This window comes from Phycicoccus sp. HDW14 (assembly GCF_011383005.1).
Taxonomy (GTDB): Bacteria; Actinomycetota; Actinomycetes; order Actinomycetales; family Dermatophilaceae; genus Phycicoccus.
In genome coordinates this window covers 2234365-2250371 of sequence record NZ_CP049935.1, presented here as the reverse complement: position 1 = coordinate 2250371, position 16007 = coordinate 2234365, and the positions used below count along the sequence as shown (strand labels likewise).

Annotated in this window: 17 protein-coding genes and 3 pseudogenes; 1 reads left to right on the top strand and 19 read right to left on the bottom strand. The window is 75.2% G+C overall.

Features of this window, described 5'->3' with window-relative positions; genetic code table 11:
- Nucleotides 1-22 precede the first annotated feature (22 nt).
- The 19 genes and pseudogenes from G7075_RS21180 to G7075_RS10945 all read right to left on the bottom strand — a co-directional run bounded on the left by G7075_RS21180 (nucleotide 23) and on the right by G7075_RS10945 (nucleotide 15512).
- Nucleotides 23-400, bottom strand: a complete 378-nt coding sequence (locus G7075_RS21180) for a hypothetical protein (protein WP_240917550.1) — start codon at nucleotides 398-400, stop codon at nucleotides 23-25.
- On the bottom strand, nucleotides 391-831 hold the full coding sequence (locus G7075_RS21175) for an LLM class flavin-dependent oxidoreductase (RefSeq protein ID WP_240917549.1): 441 nt from the start codon (nucleotides 829-831) through the stop codon (nucleotides 391-393). The genes G7075_RS21180 and G7075_RS21175 overlap by 10 nt, the downstream gene beginning before the upstream one ends.
- Nucleotides 828-1433 carry a dihydrofolate reductase family protein gene (locus G7075_RS11025; protein WP_166121794.1) on the bottom strand — a complete coding sequence of 202 codons (606 nt, stop codon included), beginning with the start codon at nucleotides 1431-1433 and terminating at the stop codon, nucleotides 828-830. The genes G7075_RS21175 and G7075_RS11025 overlap by 4 nt, the downstream gene beginning before the upstream one ends.
- 54 nt (nucleotides 1434-1487) lie before the next feature.
- Nucleotides 1488-2780, bottom strand: a complete 1293-nt coding sequence (locus G7075_RS11020; protein WP_166121792.1) for a DUF58 domain-containing protein — start codon at nucleotides 2778-2780, stop codon at nucleotides 1488-1490.
- Nucleotides 2780-3804 (bottom strand): annotated as a pseudogene (locus tag G7075_RS11015) (AAA family ATPase). The gene G7075_RS11020 and the pseudogene G7075_RS11015 overlap by 1 nt, the downstream one beginning before the upstream one ends.
- Nucleotides 3801-4811, bottom strand: a complete 1011-nt coding sequence (locus G7075_RS11010; RefSeq protein ID WP_166121788.1) for a DUF4350 domain-containing protein — start codon at nucleotides 4809-4811, stop codon at nucleotides 3801-3803. The pseudogene G7075_RS11015 and the gene G7075_RS11010 overlap by 4 nt, the downstream one beginning before the upstream one ends.
- Nucleotides 4775-5035, bottom strand: a complete 261-nt coding sequence (locus tag G7075_RS11005; RefSeq protein WP_166121786.1) for a hypothetical protein — start codon at nucleotides 5033-5035, stop codon at nucleotides 4775-4777. The genes G7075_RS11010 and G7075_RS11005 overlap by 37 nt, the downstream gene beginning before the upstream one ends.
- Nucleotides 5032-5682 (bottom strand): DUF4129 domain-containing protein, encoded by a 651-nt coding sequence (locus tag G7075_RS11000; protein WP_166121784.1) that lies wholly within the window; start codon nucleotides 5680-5682, stop codon nucleotides 5032-5034. Before G7075_RS11000 ends, G7075_RS11005 begins: the two co-directional genes overlap by 4 nt.
- Nucleotides 5679-5903: a hypothetical protein gene (locus G7075_RS10995; RefSeq protein WP_166121782.1), complete on the bottom strand. Its 225-nt coding sequence runs from the start codon at nucleotides 5901-5903 to the stop codon at nucleotides 5679-5681. The genes G7075_RS11000 and G7075_RS10995 overlap by 4 nt, the downstream gene beginning before the upstream one ends.
- Nucleotides 5813-6685, bottom strand: a complete 873-nt coding sequence (locus G7075_RS10990; protein WP_166121780.1) for a hypothetical protein — start codon at nucleotides 6683-6685, stop codon at nucleotides 5813-5815. Before G7075_RS10990 ends, G7075_RS10995 begins: the two co-directional genes overlap by 91 nt.
- Before the next feature lie 254 nt (nucleotides 6686-6939).
- The gene (locus tag G7075_RS10985) at nucleotides 6940-7575 is read right to left on the bottom strand and encodes an ATP-binding protein (RefSeq protein ID WP_240917548.1); all 636 of its coding nucleotides are present in this window, start codon (nucleotides 7573-7575) and stop codon (nucleotides 6940-6942) included.
- 11 nt (nucleotides 7576-7586) lie between these two features.
- The gene (locus G7075_RS10980; RefSeq protein ID WP_166121778.1) at nucleotides 7587-7991 is read right to left on the bottom strand and encodes an MmcQ/YjbR family DNA-binding protein; all 405 of its coding nucleotides are present in this window, start codon (nucleotides 7989-7991) and stop codon (nucleotides 7587-7589) included.
- A gap of 144 nt (nucleotides 7992-8135) precedes the next feature.
- Complete coding sequence (locus G7075_RS10975) at nucleotides 8136-8663, bottom strand: maleylpyruvate isomerase family mycothiol-dependent enzyme (RefSeq protein ID WP_166121776.1); 528 nt, start codon at nucleotides 8661-8663, stop codon at nucleotides 8136-8138.
- Between the two features lie 134 nt (nucleotides 8664-8797).
- On the bottom strand, nucleotides 8798-9706 hold the full coding sequence (locus tag G7075_RS10970) for an aldehyde dehydrogenase family protein (RefSeq protein ID WP_166121774.1): 909 nt from the start codon (nucleotides 9704-9706) through the stop codon (nucleotides 8798-8800).
- A pseudogene (locus G7075_RS10965) lies at nucleotides 9703-11149 on the bottom strand (aldehyde dehydrogenase family protein). The gene G7075_RS10970 and the pseudogene G7075_RS10965 overlap by 4 nt, the downstream one beginning before the upstream one ends.
- 26 nt (nucleotides 11150-11175) lie before the next feature.
- A pseudogene (deoC, locus tag G7075_RS10960) lies at nucleotides 11176-12164 on the bottom strand (deoxyribose-phosphate aldolase).
- A 136-nt stretch (nucleotides 12165-12300) separates the two neighbouring features.
- Nucleotides 12301-12831, bottom strand: a complete 531-nt coding sequence (locus G7075_RS10955; protein ID WP_166121773.1) for a hypothetical protein — start codon at nucleotides 12829-12831, stop codon at nucleotides 12301-12303.
- 153 nt (nucleotides 12832-12984) lie between these two features.
- A complete protein-coding gene (locus G7075_RS10950) occupies nucleotides 12985-14661 on the bottom strand; it encodes a phospho-sugar mutase (protein ID WP_166121771.1) in 1677 nt (558 codons plus the stop codon).
- 11 nt (nucleotides 14662-14672) lie between these two features.
- The gene (locus tag G7075_RS10945) at nucleotides 14673-15512 is read right to left on the bottom strand and encodes a purine-nucleoside phosphorylase (protein ID WP_166121769.1); all 840 of its coding nucleotides are present in this window, start codon (nucleotides 15510-15512) and stop codon (nucleotides 14673-14675) included.
- Between the two features lie 81 nt (nucleotides 15513-15593).
- On the opposite strand from G7075_RS10945, the gene G7075_RS10940 reads away from it, so the two are divergent.
- Nucleotides 15594-16007: a MarR family winged helix-turn-helix transcriptional regulator gene (locus G7075_RS10940; protein WP_166121767.1), complete on the top strand. Its 414-nt coding sequence runs from the start codon at nucleotides 15594-15596 to the stop codon at nucleotides 16005-16007.

Below are 16007 nucleotides of genomic sequence, written 5' to 3'. Positions count from 1 at the left end.
GCGGGCGGCGGCGCGCGGGCCGCTACCGACCGGCGAGCTCGGCGACGACGGGCGCCATGACGTCGACGGCGTGCGAGCCGACGACGACGTACGAGTAGCCGATCTCCTCGCGGCGGCGCCGGAGCTCCTCGACGGCCGCGGCCGGGTCGGCGGGGAGCACGAGCAGCGAGTCCTCGGCCCGGAGGGCGGCGATGTCGGTGTCGCGCGCCGAGGCCATGAACGGGGCCACGAGGTCGCCCACGACGGGGACGTGCTGGGCGAGCTCGACGTCGCGTCCGGCGAGGATGCCGCGGGCCGTCGCGGCCATCGACTCGCGGCCGTCACCGGGCATCGCGGCCAGCGTCACCGTGTCGGCGACCTCGACCGCCAGCGCCCGGGCCCGCGGGCCGCTCACCGCCATGACCACCGGCGTGTGCCGGTCCGCACCGTCGAGACGGCGCAGCTCCTCGACCGTCTCGCGCACCCGGTCGAGGCGCTCGCGGGGGAGACCGGGTCCATCCCGCGCTCGCGCAGCTCGTCCTCGATGCCCGGGCGCCCCGTGCCGATGCCCAGCTCGAAGCGCCCCCCGGTGACCACCGACAGCGAGTGCGCCTCCCAGGCCAGGGCCCACGCGGGGCGCAGCGGTGTCGCCGACACCCAGGTGCCGACGCGCACGTCGGCGATCGACGCCGCGGTGGCCAGCAGGGGCGCAGGGGCCGGCTGCCACGAGGGCACGTCGGGCACGAGAACGGTGCCGAACCCCGCGTCGGCGGCCCGGCGCACGTCGTCGCGCCAGGCGGCGAGGCCGTTGGTCACCGGCGCGACGACGCCGAACCGGAACGGCCGGGTCACGACGTCGCCGCCTGCGGGCGACGGACCTTGTACTGCAGGTGCAGCACCCGCTCGCCCGGGATGACCACGTGCGGGTCCTCGAGCATCTGGTGGCCCGCCACCGACCCGAAGTAGCGCTTGCCGGACCCGAACACGACGGGCACGACGTCCATCGCGACCTCGTCGACGAGGCCCAGCTCGAGCGCCCGCCCGCCGACCTCGCCGGCGCATACGGCCACGACCCGGTCCCCGGCGCGGCGCCGCGCCTCCTCGACCGCGGCCGTCACGTCGTCGAAGAACGGGACGTCGGCCTCGGGGTGCCAGCCCTCCGGCTTCGACCGGTGCGACACGACGAGCAGGTGGTCACCGGCCGGTGGCCGCGCCTCCCACCCGTTCGTCAGGTCGAAGAGGTGGCGGCCCTGGATGGTCGCGCCGATGCTGCCCCACAGCGAGCGGACGTGGTCGACGGAGCGTTCCCCGACCCGGAAGGGCGAGTCGGGGTCGTCCGGGACGATCGGCCGGTCGCCGCCGAAGTACCAGTCGAAGAGGGGCCCCACGTCGTCGCCGGGGTCGGCGATGAAGCCGTCGACGGACACCACTGCGTGCATGATCACGGTTGCCATACCCCGACAGACTGCCGGAGCCGGCCGGACTCATCGGTGCGACGGCCCGACCGGTCAGAGCAGGCCCTCGCGCTTGAGCGCGAGGTAGTGGTCGGCGAGCCGCACGGCGAGGTCCTCGGGCGGGGCGTCGAGGACGTCGACGCCGAGCCGACCGAGGGCGGAGGCGGCACCCCGACGCAAGGACGCGGTGCGCTCGGCGGCGACGGCGCCCCACACCTCCTGCGACCCGTCGCGCGCGTCGCGCATCCGGTCGAGCACGGGGTCGGACACCGACGCGACGACGACCCGGTGGTGCGCCACGAGCGCCGGCAGCACCGGCACGAGGCCCTCCTCGACGGCCGCCGGCTCGAGGGGCGTCAGCAGCACGACGAGCGAGCGGTGGGTCGAGCGGGTGACCTCCGAGGCCAGCACCGACCAGTCGGTCTCGACGAGCTGCGGGTCGACCGGGGCGAGCGTGCTGATGACGTCGTGCAGGAGGGTGGCGCGGTCGGCGCCGGTGATGCGGGCGTGGACCCGCCGATCACCGGCCACGACCTGCACGCGGTCGCGGGCGTGCCCGGCCAGCGCCGTGAGCAGCAGGGCGGCGTCCATCGCGGCGTCGAGGCGGGGGGCGTCGTCGACCCGGCCGGCGCTGGTCCGCCCCGTGTCGATGACGATGACGATGCGCCGGTGCTGCTCGGGCTGCCAGGTGCGCACGACGAGGTGACGGCGGCGGGCCGTCGCCCGCCAGTCGATGGACCGCACGTCGTCGCCCTCGACGTAGTCGCGCAGGCTGTCGAACTCGGTGCCCTGCCCACGGGTGCGCACGGCCGCCCGTCCGTCGAGCTCACGGAGCACCGCGAGCCGGCTCGGCAGGTGCTTGCGCGACGGGAACGCGTGCAGCACCCGGACCCGGCCCGGCACCTGCACCGAGCGCTGGCGGGCAGCCACCCCGAGCGGCCCCGCCAGGCGCAGCGTCACCCGGTCGGCGGCCCGGTCGCCGCGTCGCGTCGGCACGAGCGTCGTCGTCACCCGCCGGCGCTCGCCGGCCGGTACGGACACCCGGTGCCGCGCGGGTCGCGTTCCGGCAGAGGGCGGCCAACCGTCGCGCAGCAGCCCGCGCGCCGTCCGGCCGGTGGTGTTCTCGAGGACCAGCGACGTCGTCACCGACTCCCCGAGCCGCACCTGCAGCGCCTCGCCCTCGCGGACCATCCGCACCCGGCTGGGCGACACGGCGAGCAGCAGGTCGGCCCCCACGACGACGAGCCACACGAGCAGCCACGCCCAGACCGTCGACCCCGCCGGCCGCAGCACGACGGGGACGAGGCCGAGCAGCAGCAGCGCCGCGGCGCGCGTCGTCAGGGCCATCAGCGCGGGACGGGGACCGACGCCAGCACGCCGTGCAGCACCGAGGTGACCGACGTGCCCTCGAGCTCGGCCTCGGGGCGCAGCATCAGCCGGTGGGCGAGGGTGGCGACCGCGAGCGCCTTGACGTCGTCCGGCGTCACGTAGTCGCGGCCGCTCAGCCAGGCCCACGCGCGGCTGGTGGCCATCAGCGCGGTGGCGCCACGCGGCGAGACCCCGAGGGCCAGCGACGGCGAGTGCCGGGTCGCGCGGGCGAGGTCGACGACGTAGCCGATGACCTCGTCGGACACCTGGACCCGACGGACGGCGGCGGCACCGGCCTCGACGTCGGCGGCCGATGCGACCGGACGGATGCCGGCCGCGGCGAGGTCGCGCGGGTCGAAGCCCGAGGCGTGCCGGCGCAGCACCGAGACCTCGTCGGCCCGCTCGGGCACCGGCAGCACGACCTTGAGGAGGAAGCGGTCGAGCTGGGCCTCGGGCAGCGGGTAGGTGCCCTCGTACTCGACGGGGTTCTGCGTGGCGGCGACGAGGAACGGCGCCTCGAGCCGGTGGGCCGTGCCGTCGACGGAGACCTGCCGCTCCTCCATCGCCTCGAGCAGCGCGGACTGGGTCTTCGGCGGCGTGCGGTTGATCTCGTCGGCGAGGAGCAGGTTGGTGAACACCGGGCCGGGGCGGAACGAGAAGTCGCTCTCCCGGGCGTCGTAGACCAGCGAGCCGGTGAGGTCGCCGGGCATGAGGTCGGGGGTGAACTGGACGCGCTTGGTGCCGACGTCGAGCGAGGCGGCCAGGGAGCGCACGAGCAGCGTCTTGGCCACGCCGGGCACGCCCTCGAGGAGGATGTGGCCGCGGCAGAGCAGCGCGACGAGCATCCCGGCGACGGCGGCGTCCTGACCGACGACGGCCTTGGCGACCTCCTCGCGGACGCGGACGAGCGCGGCGCGGGCGTCGCCGGCCGAGACCCCGAGGGCGGGGGCCCCGAGGTCGGAGCCCCGGCGGCGGGCGCGGGCGTGGTGGGGGTGTCAGTCATGACGTACGGACCTTCTCCTCGAGGTGGGCGAGCTGCTGGGCGAGGGTGACGAGACCCTGCTCGTCGGCGGGGGCCGGCCCGCGCAGGAGCCGGTCGACGTCGGCGGGTGGGAGGCCGGCGGCCGCGGCGGCGACGGGTGCGACCTCGTCGGCCGGGGCGCCGGCGGACATCCCGAGCCGGGTGGCCAGCCGCCCCGTGGTCGCCAGCCGCAGGACCCGGGCCGCGCGGTCGCGGTCGCCGGACGCGCGGTACAGCTCGGCGCGGCTCTCGGTGGTCTCGGCGGCGCGCACGACGACGGGAAGCGGCTCGGGGACCAGTCGGCCGAGTCGGCGGCCGCGCGCGAGGGCGAAGGCGACGAAGGCCAGCGCGAGGACCACCATCCCGGGCCCGACCCACTCCGGCCACACCGAGGCGTCGGTGGTCGAGGGGTTGGCCGTGGCGTCCTCGTCGTCCGGGTGGTACCAGACGAGATGCGGTGAGCCGCCGAGCAGGCGGACGACGAGCCCGGCGTTGTCGGCCTCGGTGACGAAGCGGTTGGTCGCGGCGTCCGGCATGCCGACGACCGTGACGGCGGCGTGGTCGGGCCCGGCCGGCACCTCGACGGCCGCGAAGCCGGACGGCAGCGCGGGGTCGTCGGAGCCGGTGGGGAAGCAGCCCCGGGCACCGTCGCGACGGGCCTCGTCGCTCGGGACGATGGCCCACGACAGGTGCGTGACCCGGTCGCCGCCCGCGACCCACGGCAGCGAGCAGTCGGCGGCCGCGGGCCGCTCGGCCGGGAGGCCGACCGAGAGCCCGAGGTCGAGACTCAGCAGCACGCCGGGGGCGCCGTCGAGGAACACGACACGGTCGGCGCCGCGCGTCCCCTCGAGCAGGCGCCGGGCGGCGGAGTCGGTGAGCAGGTCGGAGTTGCCGACGACGACGGTGGCCGGTCGGCCGTCGCCCGCGGCGTCGACGGCGTCCTGGGAGGTGCTCACGACGTCGACGTCGATGCCCTGGTCGCGCAGCACCTCGACGAGCGCCTTGGTGCCCGACTGGCCGGTGCCGTCGGGGTGCAGGTAGTCCGCGGGCGGGGGCTGCCGGCCGCGAGGGCGAGGACCGCCCCTCCGACCACGAGCAGGAGGACCCACACGACGACGGTGCGGCCGCGGCGCAGGGCCCGGCGGCCGTCGACGCCGGCCGCCGCGACCGGCGCCGGGGCGGTGGAAGGAGGGCTGGAGGTGGAGGCGCTCACGGTGCCGCCCTCGCCGGGACGTCGTCGGCCACCCGACCGGGCCGCGCCGGGCGGGCCTCGGCGAGCCGGTCGTCGAGGGCGAGCACGGCGCGGGCCGTCTCCTCGCCCGCACGGCGGTGTCCGTAGCGGACGGCGTCGAAGGCATCGGCCGCGTCGACGAGCGGGCCGCTCTCGGCCGGGAACGGGGTGCTCAGGGCGAGGGCGACCTCGTGGGCGGTGCGACCGGGGGCGTCGTCGAGGACGACCCGCTCGACGGCGCCGCGGGCCACGGCGCGCACCCCGTCGAGGACGGCGAGGTCCCAGTCGCCCCGGGCCAGCGCCGACCGGGCGGAGGCGCGCAGCTCGGCGGCCGGGACGTCGGGCACGTCGAGGACGCCGAGGCCCTCACCGCCCGTGCGACCGACCTCCCGGCGCAGCACCCGCCACAGGACGAGGCCGACGACGGCGAGGACCAGCCCGACGGCGATCGGCACGGCGAACGACGGCAGGCCCCCGCCCGGCGAGGCGTTGAGGAGCCGCTCGATGAACTCCCGGATCCGGTCCAGGAGGCCGGGCTGCGCGTGGTAGCGCGGGCTCGAGAGCTCCTCCTCGAGCCAGCGCCGGGCCTGCTCCGAGGAGGGGTCGAGCGGTGCGTCCGACGGGGTCACGGCGTGGTGAGCGGCCAGGGCGGCGGTGCGGCTCCCTGCGTGGCCTGGATGAGCCGCACGTCGAGGCCCTCGGAGCGGATGCGCGCGTCGACGTAGAGGAGGGCGTCGACCCCGGCGCTGAACGGGGTGGTCAGGGCGCCGGTGATGAGGCCGGCGATGCCCGTGCTGACCGTCTGGACGACGAGGGGCGTCGCACCGTCGGCGCCGTCACCGACGGCCACGACCCCGATGACGACGAGGAGCAGCGTGATCGGCAGGGTGATGACGGAGGACGCCGTGCCGACGATGAGGGCCGTGAGCAGCCGGAGCCCGAAGATCCGCCAGAAGGGGGCGCGCAGGGGGCTGCCGACGAGCCCCCACGAGCGACCCAGCCCCGGAAGACCCCGACCCGTTCGAGGACGATGGCCGGGGTGGCGAAGGCCCACTTCGTGCCGAGGAAGGCCAGGGCCAGGACGGTCGCGACGACGCTGACGAACACGAGGAGGATGACCAGCCCGATGTCCGACATGTCCGTGCCGACCGTGGCGACGCCGATCGCGATGGGCCCGCCGACGGTCACGGCGAGGACGAGGAGGAAGGCGACGATCGTCACGAGGACGGCGCCGACCATCGCGAGCAGCCGCCCGCGGGTCGCGCGCCACACCTCGGACATCGAGACCTTCCGGCCGAGCACCGCCTGGCCGACGACCTGGGCGAGGAAGCCCGCGAGGAGGATCCCCGAGAGCAGCTGCCCGATGGTCGGCAGGTAGACACCGAACAGTCCGGCGCCCGCGCCGTCGGGCAGGGTGTCGGAGGCGGCGGCGGACTCGTCGAGGACACCGAGCCCGCTCTGCCCGGAGAGCCAGGCGCCGAGGGCGGTCGTCGGGAGGAGGAAGGCGAAGGTGGTCAGCGCCGCGAGGCCGATGGTGGCGGCGGGGTTGCCACGCACCGCCTTGAGCACGCCGCCGTAGAGGTCACCGATCCGCAGCGGGCGCAGGGCGACGATGCCGGGGCGGAACTCCATCGAGCGGTACGGCGCGGGCCGGGCACCCGGAGGCGGGGACGAGCCGGGCGGAGGGTACGAGCCGGGGGGAGGGTACGAGCCGGGGGGAGGGTAGGAGCCCGGGGGAGGGTACGAGCCGGGCGGAGGAGGCGGCGGGGACCCGGCGCCGGGCGCGGGCGGGGTGGTCCCCGGTGGTGGGCCCGCCGACGGGGATCCCGGTGCCACCCACGGCTGGTCGCTCATCCTCGTGCCCCCTCGCTCGCCACGGCGCCACCCTAACCGAGCAGCTCGCGCTCCACGGCCGAGGCGCGAGAACCCACGGCGCCCAGGGCCGTCTGCCGGGCGACGATGCCCGGCTCGTCGCGCATCAGCACCCAGCCCCGGTGGAGGAGGACGGCCGGCGGCTTGCGGCGTTCGCGCAGGTCACGCAGCAGCCGGCGGACGAACGTGACGGCCGGTCGGTGCCGGACGCACCACGCGCTGTGCAGCATCCCCTCGGCGTCGAGCCGGCCCACGACCTCGGCGGCGAAGATGCCCTCGGCGAGCACGAGGTCGTCGGGACGCGCGGTCACCTCGTGGCTGCCGACCGCGCGGCTGCTCGAGATGTCGTAGACCGGCAGCTCGGTGCGGCCGGTGTCGAGGAGCTCACGGAGGGCGGCGAGGGCGCGGTCGGCGTCCCAGCTGTCGGGGTGGTCCCAGTCGACGATGCCGAGCTCGGCCTGGCGGGGCATCGCCGGGTCGTCCTCGTCACGGTAGAAGTCGTCGAGCCGGAAGACCGGCCAGCCGCGCGCGGCGTGCAGGCGGTTCGCGAGGCGGGACTTGCCCGAGCCGCTCGGGCCGGCCAGCACGACCACCCGTCGGCGGTCGGTGGCGGGGGACCCGAGGTCCTCGTCAGCAGCCCGTCCGTCCACGGGTGGCGAGTCTAGGCGGGCCCGGGGCGGTCGACGAGGGCGACCAGCTTCTTCGGGGCCATGACGCAGTAGGACTCGACGACGAGCTCGGCGACCTCCTCCCAGTCGGTGTGCTCGCCGAGGGTCAGGCCCATCGCGTCGCGGCCCCAGCCGAGGACGTAGAAGGGCGGCCCGGCGTGCCGCAGCGCCTCGAGCTCCGCACCCGAGGCGCGGAAGGTCATGACGACCGAGGTGCCGTCGACGGGGTCCTCGATGCCGAGCACGTGGACGAACGTGCGGGTCCGCACCCGCCAGCGGGTGCCGACCCACGCGGGTTCCTCGTAGGCGTCCGGGAGGCGCAGGCACAGTCGGCCCAGCCGTCGGACGGTGGCGGACGGCACCTCGTCGGTGAGGCGGCGGCGCGGTGCGGTGGCCATCGGCGCAGGCTACGTTGAGCCACCGACGGGCCGGTCCCGGCCTCGGGCGCGGGGGTGACCACTCCCGCATCCGGCTCGTGCCCCGGGGGGAGGGTCGGCCGGGTCGGGGCCCGGTCGAGCCTCCCGGGGAGTCGGCCAGCGCCGTCAGACCTCGCGGCCGGCGAAGGCGGCGAGCCGGGTGTAGGCGTCGGCGCCCGCTGGTGCCTCGCGGGCCGGCCCGAACGCCTCGCCGCGGTTGTCGTCGGTCAGGCCCTGCTCCATGAAGGTCGCGCCCCTCTCGGCGACGGCCGGGTCGAGGTCGCCGGTGTCCCGCCCGAGCCCGCGCGCGAGGTCCCACGTGTGCACGGCGAGCTCGGAGCACTGCCACTCGGGCGGCGGGCCGTCGGCGTCGGCGGGGGCGTCGGCCCAGGCGGCGAGCAGGTCGTCGCCGGCGGCGCGCAGGGCGGTGGCCCGGTCGCCCTCGACGTGCGGCGTCGGGGTCGACCAGTCGACCTCCTCGCCCCGCACACCGCGGGCGAAGTTCTGCACGCCGTTCACGACGTGGTCGACGAGGTCGTCGACGGTCCAGTCGCGGCAGGGGGTCGGGCGCCCGGCGGTGTCGTCGTCCACCTCATCGACGAGGTCGACGAGCTGGTCGAGCGCGGTCTCGAGGGTGCCGGTGTCTGCTGCCATCCTCGGACCGTACAACCGGTCGACCCCCGTCGAGGGGTTAGCGCCGCCCCGATGTCCCCCGAACGTGTGTGAAGACCGTCGGCATGCCGACGGTCTTCACACACGTTCGCGGTGAGGTGGGGTGGGGTGGGCGGTCAGCGGCCCTTGGGGTGCCAGACGGTCTTGGTCTCGAGGAAGGCCGTGAGCCGGGAGAGGTCGGGCGTCGCCTCGAAGTCCGGCTCCACCGCCTCGGCCCCCGACCCGCCCGGGCGCAGCACGCGCTTGAGGTTGTCGGCCGCGGCGAGCTCGAGGTCACCCCACACGACCCCGTCGGCACCCGCGGCGCCCGTGAGGTCGATGGCGTTGACGTCGCGGTGCGAGGCCAGCCACGGCGCGACCTCGGCGGTGCGACCCGTGACGACGTTGACCACGCCGCCCGGCACGTCGGAGGTCGCCAGGCACTCGGCGAGGTCGATGGCCGGCAGCGGCCGCTCCTCGGACGCCAGTACGACGCAGGTGTTGCCCGACACGACGACCGGCGCGACGACGGACACGAGCCCGAGCAGCGAGGAGGACTGCGGCGCGAGCACGGCCACGACCCCCGTCGGCTCGGGTGCCGAGATGTCGAAGTACGGCCCGGCGACCGGGTTGAGCCCGCCGAGCACCTGCGGGTACTTGTCGGACCAGCCCGCGTACCAGACCCAGCGGTCGATGGCGGCGGAGACGACGGCCTCGGCGCGCGTCGGCGTCAGGCCCTCGGAGTCACGGACGTCCTGGACGAGCTGCGCCCGGCGGCCCTCCATCACCTCGGCGACGCGGTAGAGCACCTGCCCGCGGTTGTACGCGGTGGCCCCGGCCCACCCCGGCTGGGCCTTGCGCGCCGCCACGACCGCGTCGCGGGCGTCCTTGCGCGAGCCCATCGCCGCGTTGGCGAGGAAGCGGGGCGTCGCCCGCCGGCCGGACGGGGCGGCCATCACCTCGTAGGAGCGGCCGCTCTCGGAGCGCGGGAACTTCCCGCCGATGTACAGCTTGTACGTCTTGCGGACGTCGACCCGCGCGCTCACTGCTGCGCTCCCGTCTTCACGTAGGCCTCGAGCCCGTGGCGGCCGCCCTCGCGGCCGTAGCCGGACTCCTTGTACCCGCCGAACGGCGAGGTGGGGTCGAACTTGTTGAACGTGTTGGCCCACACCACACCGGCGCGCAGCTGGTCGGCCATCCAGAGGATGCGGCTGCCCTTCTCGGTCCAGATGCCGGCCGAGAGGCCGTACGGCGTGTTGTTCGCCTTGGCGACCGCCTCGCCCGGGGTGCGGAACGTGAGCACCGAGACGACCGGCCCGAAGATCTCCTCCTGGGCGATGCGGTGCGACTGCGAGACGTCGGTGAACACGGTGGGGCGGAACCAGAACCCGGCGGTGGGCAGCTCGCAGCCGGAGTCCCAGCGCTCGGCACCCTCGGCGGCGCCGGCGGCCGTCAGCTCCTCGATGCGGGTCAGCTGCGCGCGGCTGTTGATGGCACCGACGTCGGTGTTCTTGTCCATCGGGTCGCCGACGCGCAGGGTGCCGAGGCGGCGCTTCAGCCGGCGCACGACCTCGTCGGCGACGTTCTCCTGCACCAGGATCCGGCTGCCTGCGCAGCACACGTGGCCCTGGTTGAAGAAGATGCCGTTGACGATGCCCTCGACGGCCTGGTCGACCGGGGCGTCGTCGAAGATGATGTTCGCGCCCTTGCCGCCGAGCTCGAGGGTGGCCTTCTTGCGCGTTCCGGCGATCGAGCGGGCGATCATCTTGCCGACGTTGGTCGACCCGGTGAACGCGAGCTTGTCGATGCCCGGGTGGTCGACGATGGCCTGCCCGGTGGCGCCCGCGCCAGTGACGATGTTGACGACGCCCGGGGCAGCTCGGCCTGCTGGCAGACCTCGGCGAAGAGCAGCGCGGTGAGCGGTGTGGTCTCGGCCGGCTTGAGCACGACCGTGTTGCCGCACGCGAGGGCCGGGGCGACCTTCCAGGCGAGCATGAGCAGCGGGAAGTTCCACGGGATGACCTGGCCGACGACGCCGACCGGCCGCGGGTCGTCGCCGAGCGCCGCGTACGACAGCTTGTCGGCCCAGCCCGCGTGGTAGAAGAAGTGCGCCGCGACGAGCGGGATGTCGACGTCGCGGCTCTCCTTGATCGGCTTGCCGTTGTCGAGCGTCTCGAGGACGGCGAACTCGCGGGCCCGCTCCTGGAGGATGCGGGCGATCCGGTAGAGGTACTTGCCGCGGTCGGCGCCGCTCATCCGCGACCAGACGCGGGTGTAGGCGCTGCGGGCGGCGCGCACGGCGGCGTCGACGTCGTCGGCGGTCGCCTCGGAGACCTCGGAGAGGACCTCCTCGGTGGCGGGGTTGACGGTCTTGAACGGCTTGCCGCCGGTGGCCTCGACGAACTCGCCGCCGATGAACAGGCCGTGGCTGCTCGCGATGTCGACGACCGCCCGGGACTCGGGGCCGGCGCGTACTCGAAGGTGGGCATCGGGTGTCCTTGCTGGTCGGGGTGGGTCAGTAGCCGCTGGGGGCGTCGTCGGCGACGTAGTCGGCGCCGGAGTAGGCGCCCGTCGTCATCTTCTGCCGCTGCAGCACGAGGTCGTTGAGCAGGCTCGAGGCGCCGAAGCGGAACCACTCGTTGGTCAGCCACTCCTCGCCCGCGACCTCGGACACGGTGACGAGGAACTTGATGGCGTCCTTGCTCGTGCGGATGCCGCCGGCCGGCTTGACGCCGACCTGCTCGCCCGTGGCGTCGCGCCAGTCGCGGACGGCCTCGAGCATGACGAGCGTCACCGGCAGGGTCGCGGCAGGGGAGATCTTGCCCGTGGAGGTCTTGATGAAGTCGCCGCCGGCGAGCATCGAGAGCCACGAGGCGCGGCGCACGTTGTCGTAGGTGACGAGCTCGCCGGTCTCCATGATCACCTTGAGGCGCGCGTCGCCGCAGGCCTCCTTGGTCTCGGCGATCTCGCGGAAGACGCCGAGGTAGTCGCCGGCGAGGAAGGCGCCGCGGTCGATGACCATGTCGATCTCGTCGGCGCCGTTGGCCACGGCGTCACGGGTGTCGGCGAGCTTGACCGCCCGGCTGGCCCGGCCGCTGGGGAACGCGGTGGCGACGGCGGCGATGTTGACGGCGCGGTCGCCGATGACCTCACGGGCGAACGGCACCATGTCGCCGTAGACGCAGACTGCCGCGGGGCTGGGGGTGGAGAGGTCGCTCGGGTCGGGCACGAGCGCACGCGTGGCCAGGCCGCGGACCTTGCCGGGGTGTCGGCGCCCTCGAGCGTCGTCAGGTCGATCATCGAGATGGCGGTGTCGATGGCCCACGCCTTGCTCGTCGTCTTGATCGAGCGGGTGGACAGGGCCGCCGCGCGGGCCTCGCAGCCGACCTGGTCCACGCCGGGCAGGCCGTGCAGCCAGCCGGTGAGTGCGGAGTTGGTCAGGCGGGACACCCCGAGGATGTCGCGGGCGCGCGCCGTGGGGTCGAGGTCGGTCGCGGTGCTCACCCCGAGAGTGTACGGGGGTCCCGAGGCCCCGGACGCCCCCGGAGCGGGCACCTCCGGACGACGCCGAGGCGGCGGTCCTGTCACGTTCTGCCACCACCGCGGCCGGTCGGCAGCGGCGGCGGACCCCGCCTCGAGGTCAGGCGCAGCTGAGGACCAGCGGGTAGACGAGCATGTCGTCGCCACTCGTGGCCGAGGTGTTGCCCGGGGTGCTGATGCTCGTGCGCACGGCCACCGTCACCGTCCCCGTCGACGTCGCGACGTAGGACGCCGTGCGCGAGGAGACGTGGTAGCTGCCCCCCGAGTTGACCGCCAGGCTCGAGGTGTCGACGAGGGCGGCGCCGGTGAGCGGCGAGCCCTGGACGTCGAGGAAGGTCCGCATCGGCTGGGTGTTCGTGACGTAGGCCCGGAAGCTGAGGACGAAGGTGTAGACCACCCCGGCGACGACGGCGAGCGACGTGGAGACCGTGGCGACGAACGTCGAGCCGCGCGCCGCGTCGAGGGTCTGCTCGAAGGTGCCGCCGCTCAGGGTGACGGCCCCGGTGCCGGCGACGCTGGTGCCGCTCGTCGTCAGGGTCCAGGGTGGCGTGGCGAAGCCGGCGAGGGGCCGCAGCGCGAGGCGGCCATGGCCGGCGCGGCGGCACCGACGGCGATGACCGGCACGCTCCACGCGGCCCCGGCCGCGACCGTGCGTCGGCTGACCGACCGCGGGAGTCGGGCCGCCGGGGTGGTGCCACCCTGCGAGGTCACCGGCCGACGATATCGACCGGCCGGCAGGGGGCGCCAGCAACGTTCGACAGGTGGGGAGCGGGTCAGGAGCCGTTCAGGGGCGGGTGGCTTCCTCGAGGTCGGCCCGCAGCGCGGCCAGCCGGGTGGCCGCGCGCTCGCGGGCCCCGCGCAGGTCGTCGGCGGTGACCGGCTCGACGACCTCGAGGTAGACCTTGAGCTTGGGCTCGGTGCCCGACGGCCGGACGATGACGCGCGAGTCGTCGGCGAGGAACCAGCGCAGCCCCTCGGTGGGCGGCAGGCCGCCGTCGCCGCGGGCCAGGTCGTCGACGCGCGTGACCTCCACACCGGCCACGGACGACGGCGGGGATGCGCGCAGCCGGTCCATGACGCGACCGATGAGCGAGAGGTCCTCGACCCGCACCGAGAGGGCGTCGGTCGCGTGCACCCCGTGCTCGCGGGCCAGCTCGTCGAGCCGGTCGACGAGGCCACGGCCCTCGGCCTTGAGGGTGGCCGCGAGCTCGGCGACGACCAGGGCGGCCGAGACGCCGTCCTTGTCGCGGACGTGGCCGGGGTCGACGCAGTACCCCAGCGCTTCCTCGTACCCGTACCGCAGGCCCGGCACGCGCCCGATCCACTTGAAGCCGGTGAGCGTCTCCTCGTGCCGGACGCCGGCCGCCCGGCACATCGCCGCGAGCAGCCGGGAGGAGACGATGGAGTTCGCGAACACGGCGTCGGGAGAGTCCTGCTCGACGCCCTGCGACAGCACGTGCGAGCCCAGCAGCGCCCCGACCTCGTCGCCGCGCAGCATCCGCCAGCCGCCCGGCCCGGGCACCGCGACGGCGCAGCGGTCGGCGTCCGGGTCGTTGGCGATGACGACGTCGGGCGAGGTCTGCTCGGCCAGCTCGAGGGCGGCGTCCATCGCGCCGGGCTCCTCCGGGTTGGGGAAGGAGACGGTCGGGAACATCGGGTCGGGCTCGGCCTGCGAGGCCACCGGGATCGGCGCCGCGTACCCCGCGGCGAGGAACGCGCGGCGCACGGTCTCGGACCCGACGCCGTGCAGCGCGGTGTGCACGACGGTGAGGTCGCGCGGGCTGTCGGGCGAGACGACGGTGACGACGTCGGCGAGGTAGGCCTCGAGCACGTCGTCGCCGAGGGTGTCCCAGCCGTCGGTGGCCCGGGGGACCGACGCGACCGACGCCACGGCGGCGATCCGTCCCGCGATGAGCCCGTCGACCGGCGGCACGATCTGCGAGCCGTCGCCGACGTAGACCTTGTACCCGTTGTCCTGCGGCGGGTTGTGCGACGCGGTGACCATGACGCCGGCGTCGGCGCCGAGGTGGCGGATCGCGTAGGCCAGCACCGGGGTCGGCAGCGGGTGGGGGAGCACGACGGCCCGCCCGCCCATCCCGACGACGACCGCGCACGTGTCGTGCGCGAAGACGTCGGAGTTGGTCCGAGCGTCGTAGCCGACGACGACGAACGGCTCCGGGTCGAGGGTCCGCAGGTACGCCGTGAGGCCGGCCGCGGCCCGGATGACGACGGCCCGGTTCATCCGGTTCGGTCCGCCGCCGAGCTTCCCGCGCAGCCCGGCCGTGCCGAACTCGAGCATCCCCGACATCGCGTCGGCGAGCTCCTCGCGCGCGGCGTCGTCACCATCGGCGGCCCGGTCGGCGAGGTCCTCGAGCTCGGTCCGCGTGGCGGGGTCCGGGTCGTCGGCGGCCCAGGCGCGGGCGGCGTCGAGGAGGGTGTCGAGGTCGGTCGTCGTGCCCACGGCGCCCGACCTCAGATGCGTCCGACGACGGCCGCGAGCAGCCGACCGCAGCGGTCGGCGGCGGCCCGCCCGGCCTCGAGGACCTCCTCGTGGCTCAGCGGGTCGGGGGAGATGCCGGCCGCCGCGTTCGTGACGAGCGAGACGCCGAGCACCTCGAGGCCGCTCTGCCGGGCCGCGATCGCCTCGAGCGAGGTGGACATGCCGACGAGGTCGCCGCCGAGCACCTTGGCCATCCGCACCTCGGCCGGGGTCTCGTAGTGGGGGCCGCGGAACTGCACGTACACGCCCTCGTCGAGGGTGGGGTCGACCTCCTGCGCGACCGCCCGCAGCCGCGGCGAGTACAGGTCGGTGAGGTCGACGAAGTTGGCGCCCTCGATGGGGGAGTGCGCGGTGAGGTTGATGTGGTCGCTGATGAGCACCGGTGTGCCGGGCGCCCAGTCGGGGTTCAGCCCGCCGCAGCCGTTGGTGATGACGATGGTCGAGCAGCCGGCCGCGGCGGCCGTGCGCACCCCGTGGACGACCGCCCGCACGCCGCGGCCCTCGTAGAAGTGGGTGCGGGTGCCGTAGACGAGGGCACGACGGCCGGTGTCGCCGATGGCCACCGAGCGCATCGACCCGCTGTGCCCGGCGACCGCCGCCTTGCCGAAGCCCGGGACGTCGGTGTTCTCGATGGTGGCCAGGGTCTCGCCGACGAGGTCGCCGGCCTGGCCCCAGCCGCTGCCGAGCACGAGCGCGACGTCGTGGCGCTCGGCCCCGGTGCGCTCGGCGATGACGGCGGCGGCGGCGCGGGCGACCTCGAACGGGTCGGTGGCGGGGTCGGAGAGGTCGTGGGCGGCGGCGGTGTCGGTCACGGGCGCAGCCTAGCGACGCGGGTGGACACGGGGCGACCAGGTACCTTGCGCATGCAAGTTGCATGTGCAAGTCTAGGGGACGTGCCCACCCTCGCCCACGAGCTCCACGTCCTCGTCGCCCTGATGGACCGCCGCGCCGAGGCCCTCCTGGCCCGCTCGGGGAGCGGCCTGACCTACCGGCGCTACCTCGTCCTGCTCCACGTCTCGCGCCTCGACCGACCCACCCAGCGCGAGCTCGCCGACGGGCTCGGTGCGAGCGAGGCGGCGACGAGCCGGATGGTCGCCGGCCTCGCCGCCGACGGGCTGCTCGAGGTCGGCCGCGGGCACGGCAACCGCCGCGAGCTGGCCCTGACGCCCGAGGGCGTCACCCGCCTCACCGCGTCCAGCGCCGTGCTCGGTGACCGCTTCGACGACGCGGTCCGGGCCGTCGGGGCCGATCCCGACGACCTCCTCCACGTCGTCACCACCCTCTCCACCGTTCTCCGGAAGGACTGA

Coding starts and splice junctions, on each gene's coding strand:
- G7075_RS11025 (WP_166121794.1), bottom strand. CDS start 1,433: ATGGCAACCGTGATCATGCACGCAGTGGTGTCCGTCGACGGCTTCATC.
- G7075_RS10975 (WP_166121776.1), bottom strand. CDS start 8,663: ATGGCAGCAGACACCGGCACCCTCGAGACCGCGCTCGACCAGCTCGTC.
- G7075_RS21180 (WP_240917550.1), bottom strand. CDS start 400: ATGGCGGTGAGCGGCCCGCGGGCCCGGGCGCTGGCGGTCGAGGTCGCC.
- G7075_RS10980 (WP_166121778.1), bottom strand. CDS start 7,991: ATGGCCACCGCACCGCGCCGCCGCCTCACCGACGAGGTGCCGTCCGCC.
- G7075_RS10990 (WP_166121780.1), bottom strand. CDS start 6,685: ATGGAGTTCCGCCCCGGCATCGTCGCCCTGCGCCCGCTGCGGATCGGT.
- G7075_RS11020 (WP_166121792.1), bottom strand. CDS start 2,780: ATGGCCCTGACGACGCGCGCCGCGGCGCTGCTGCTGCTCGGCCTCGTC.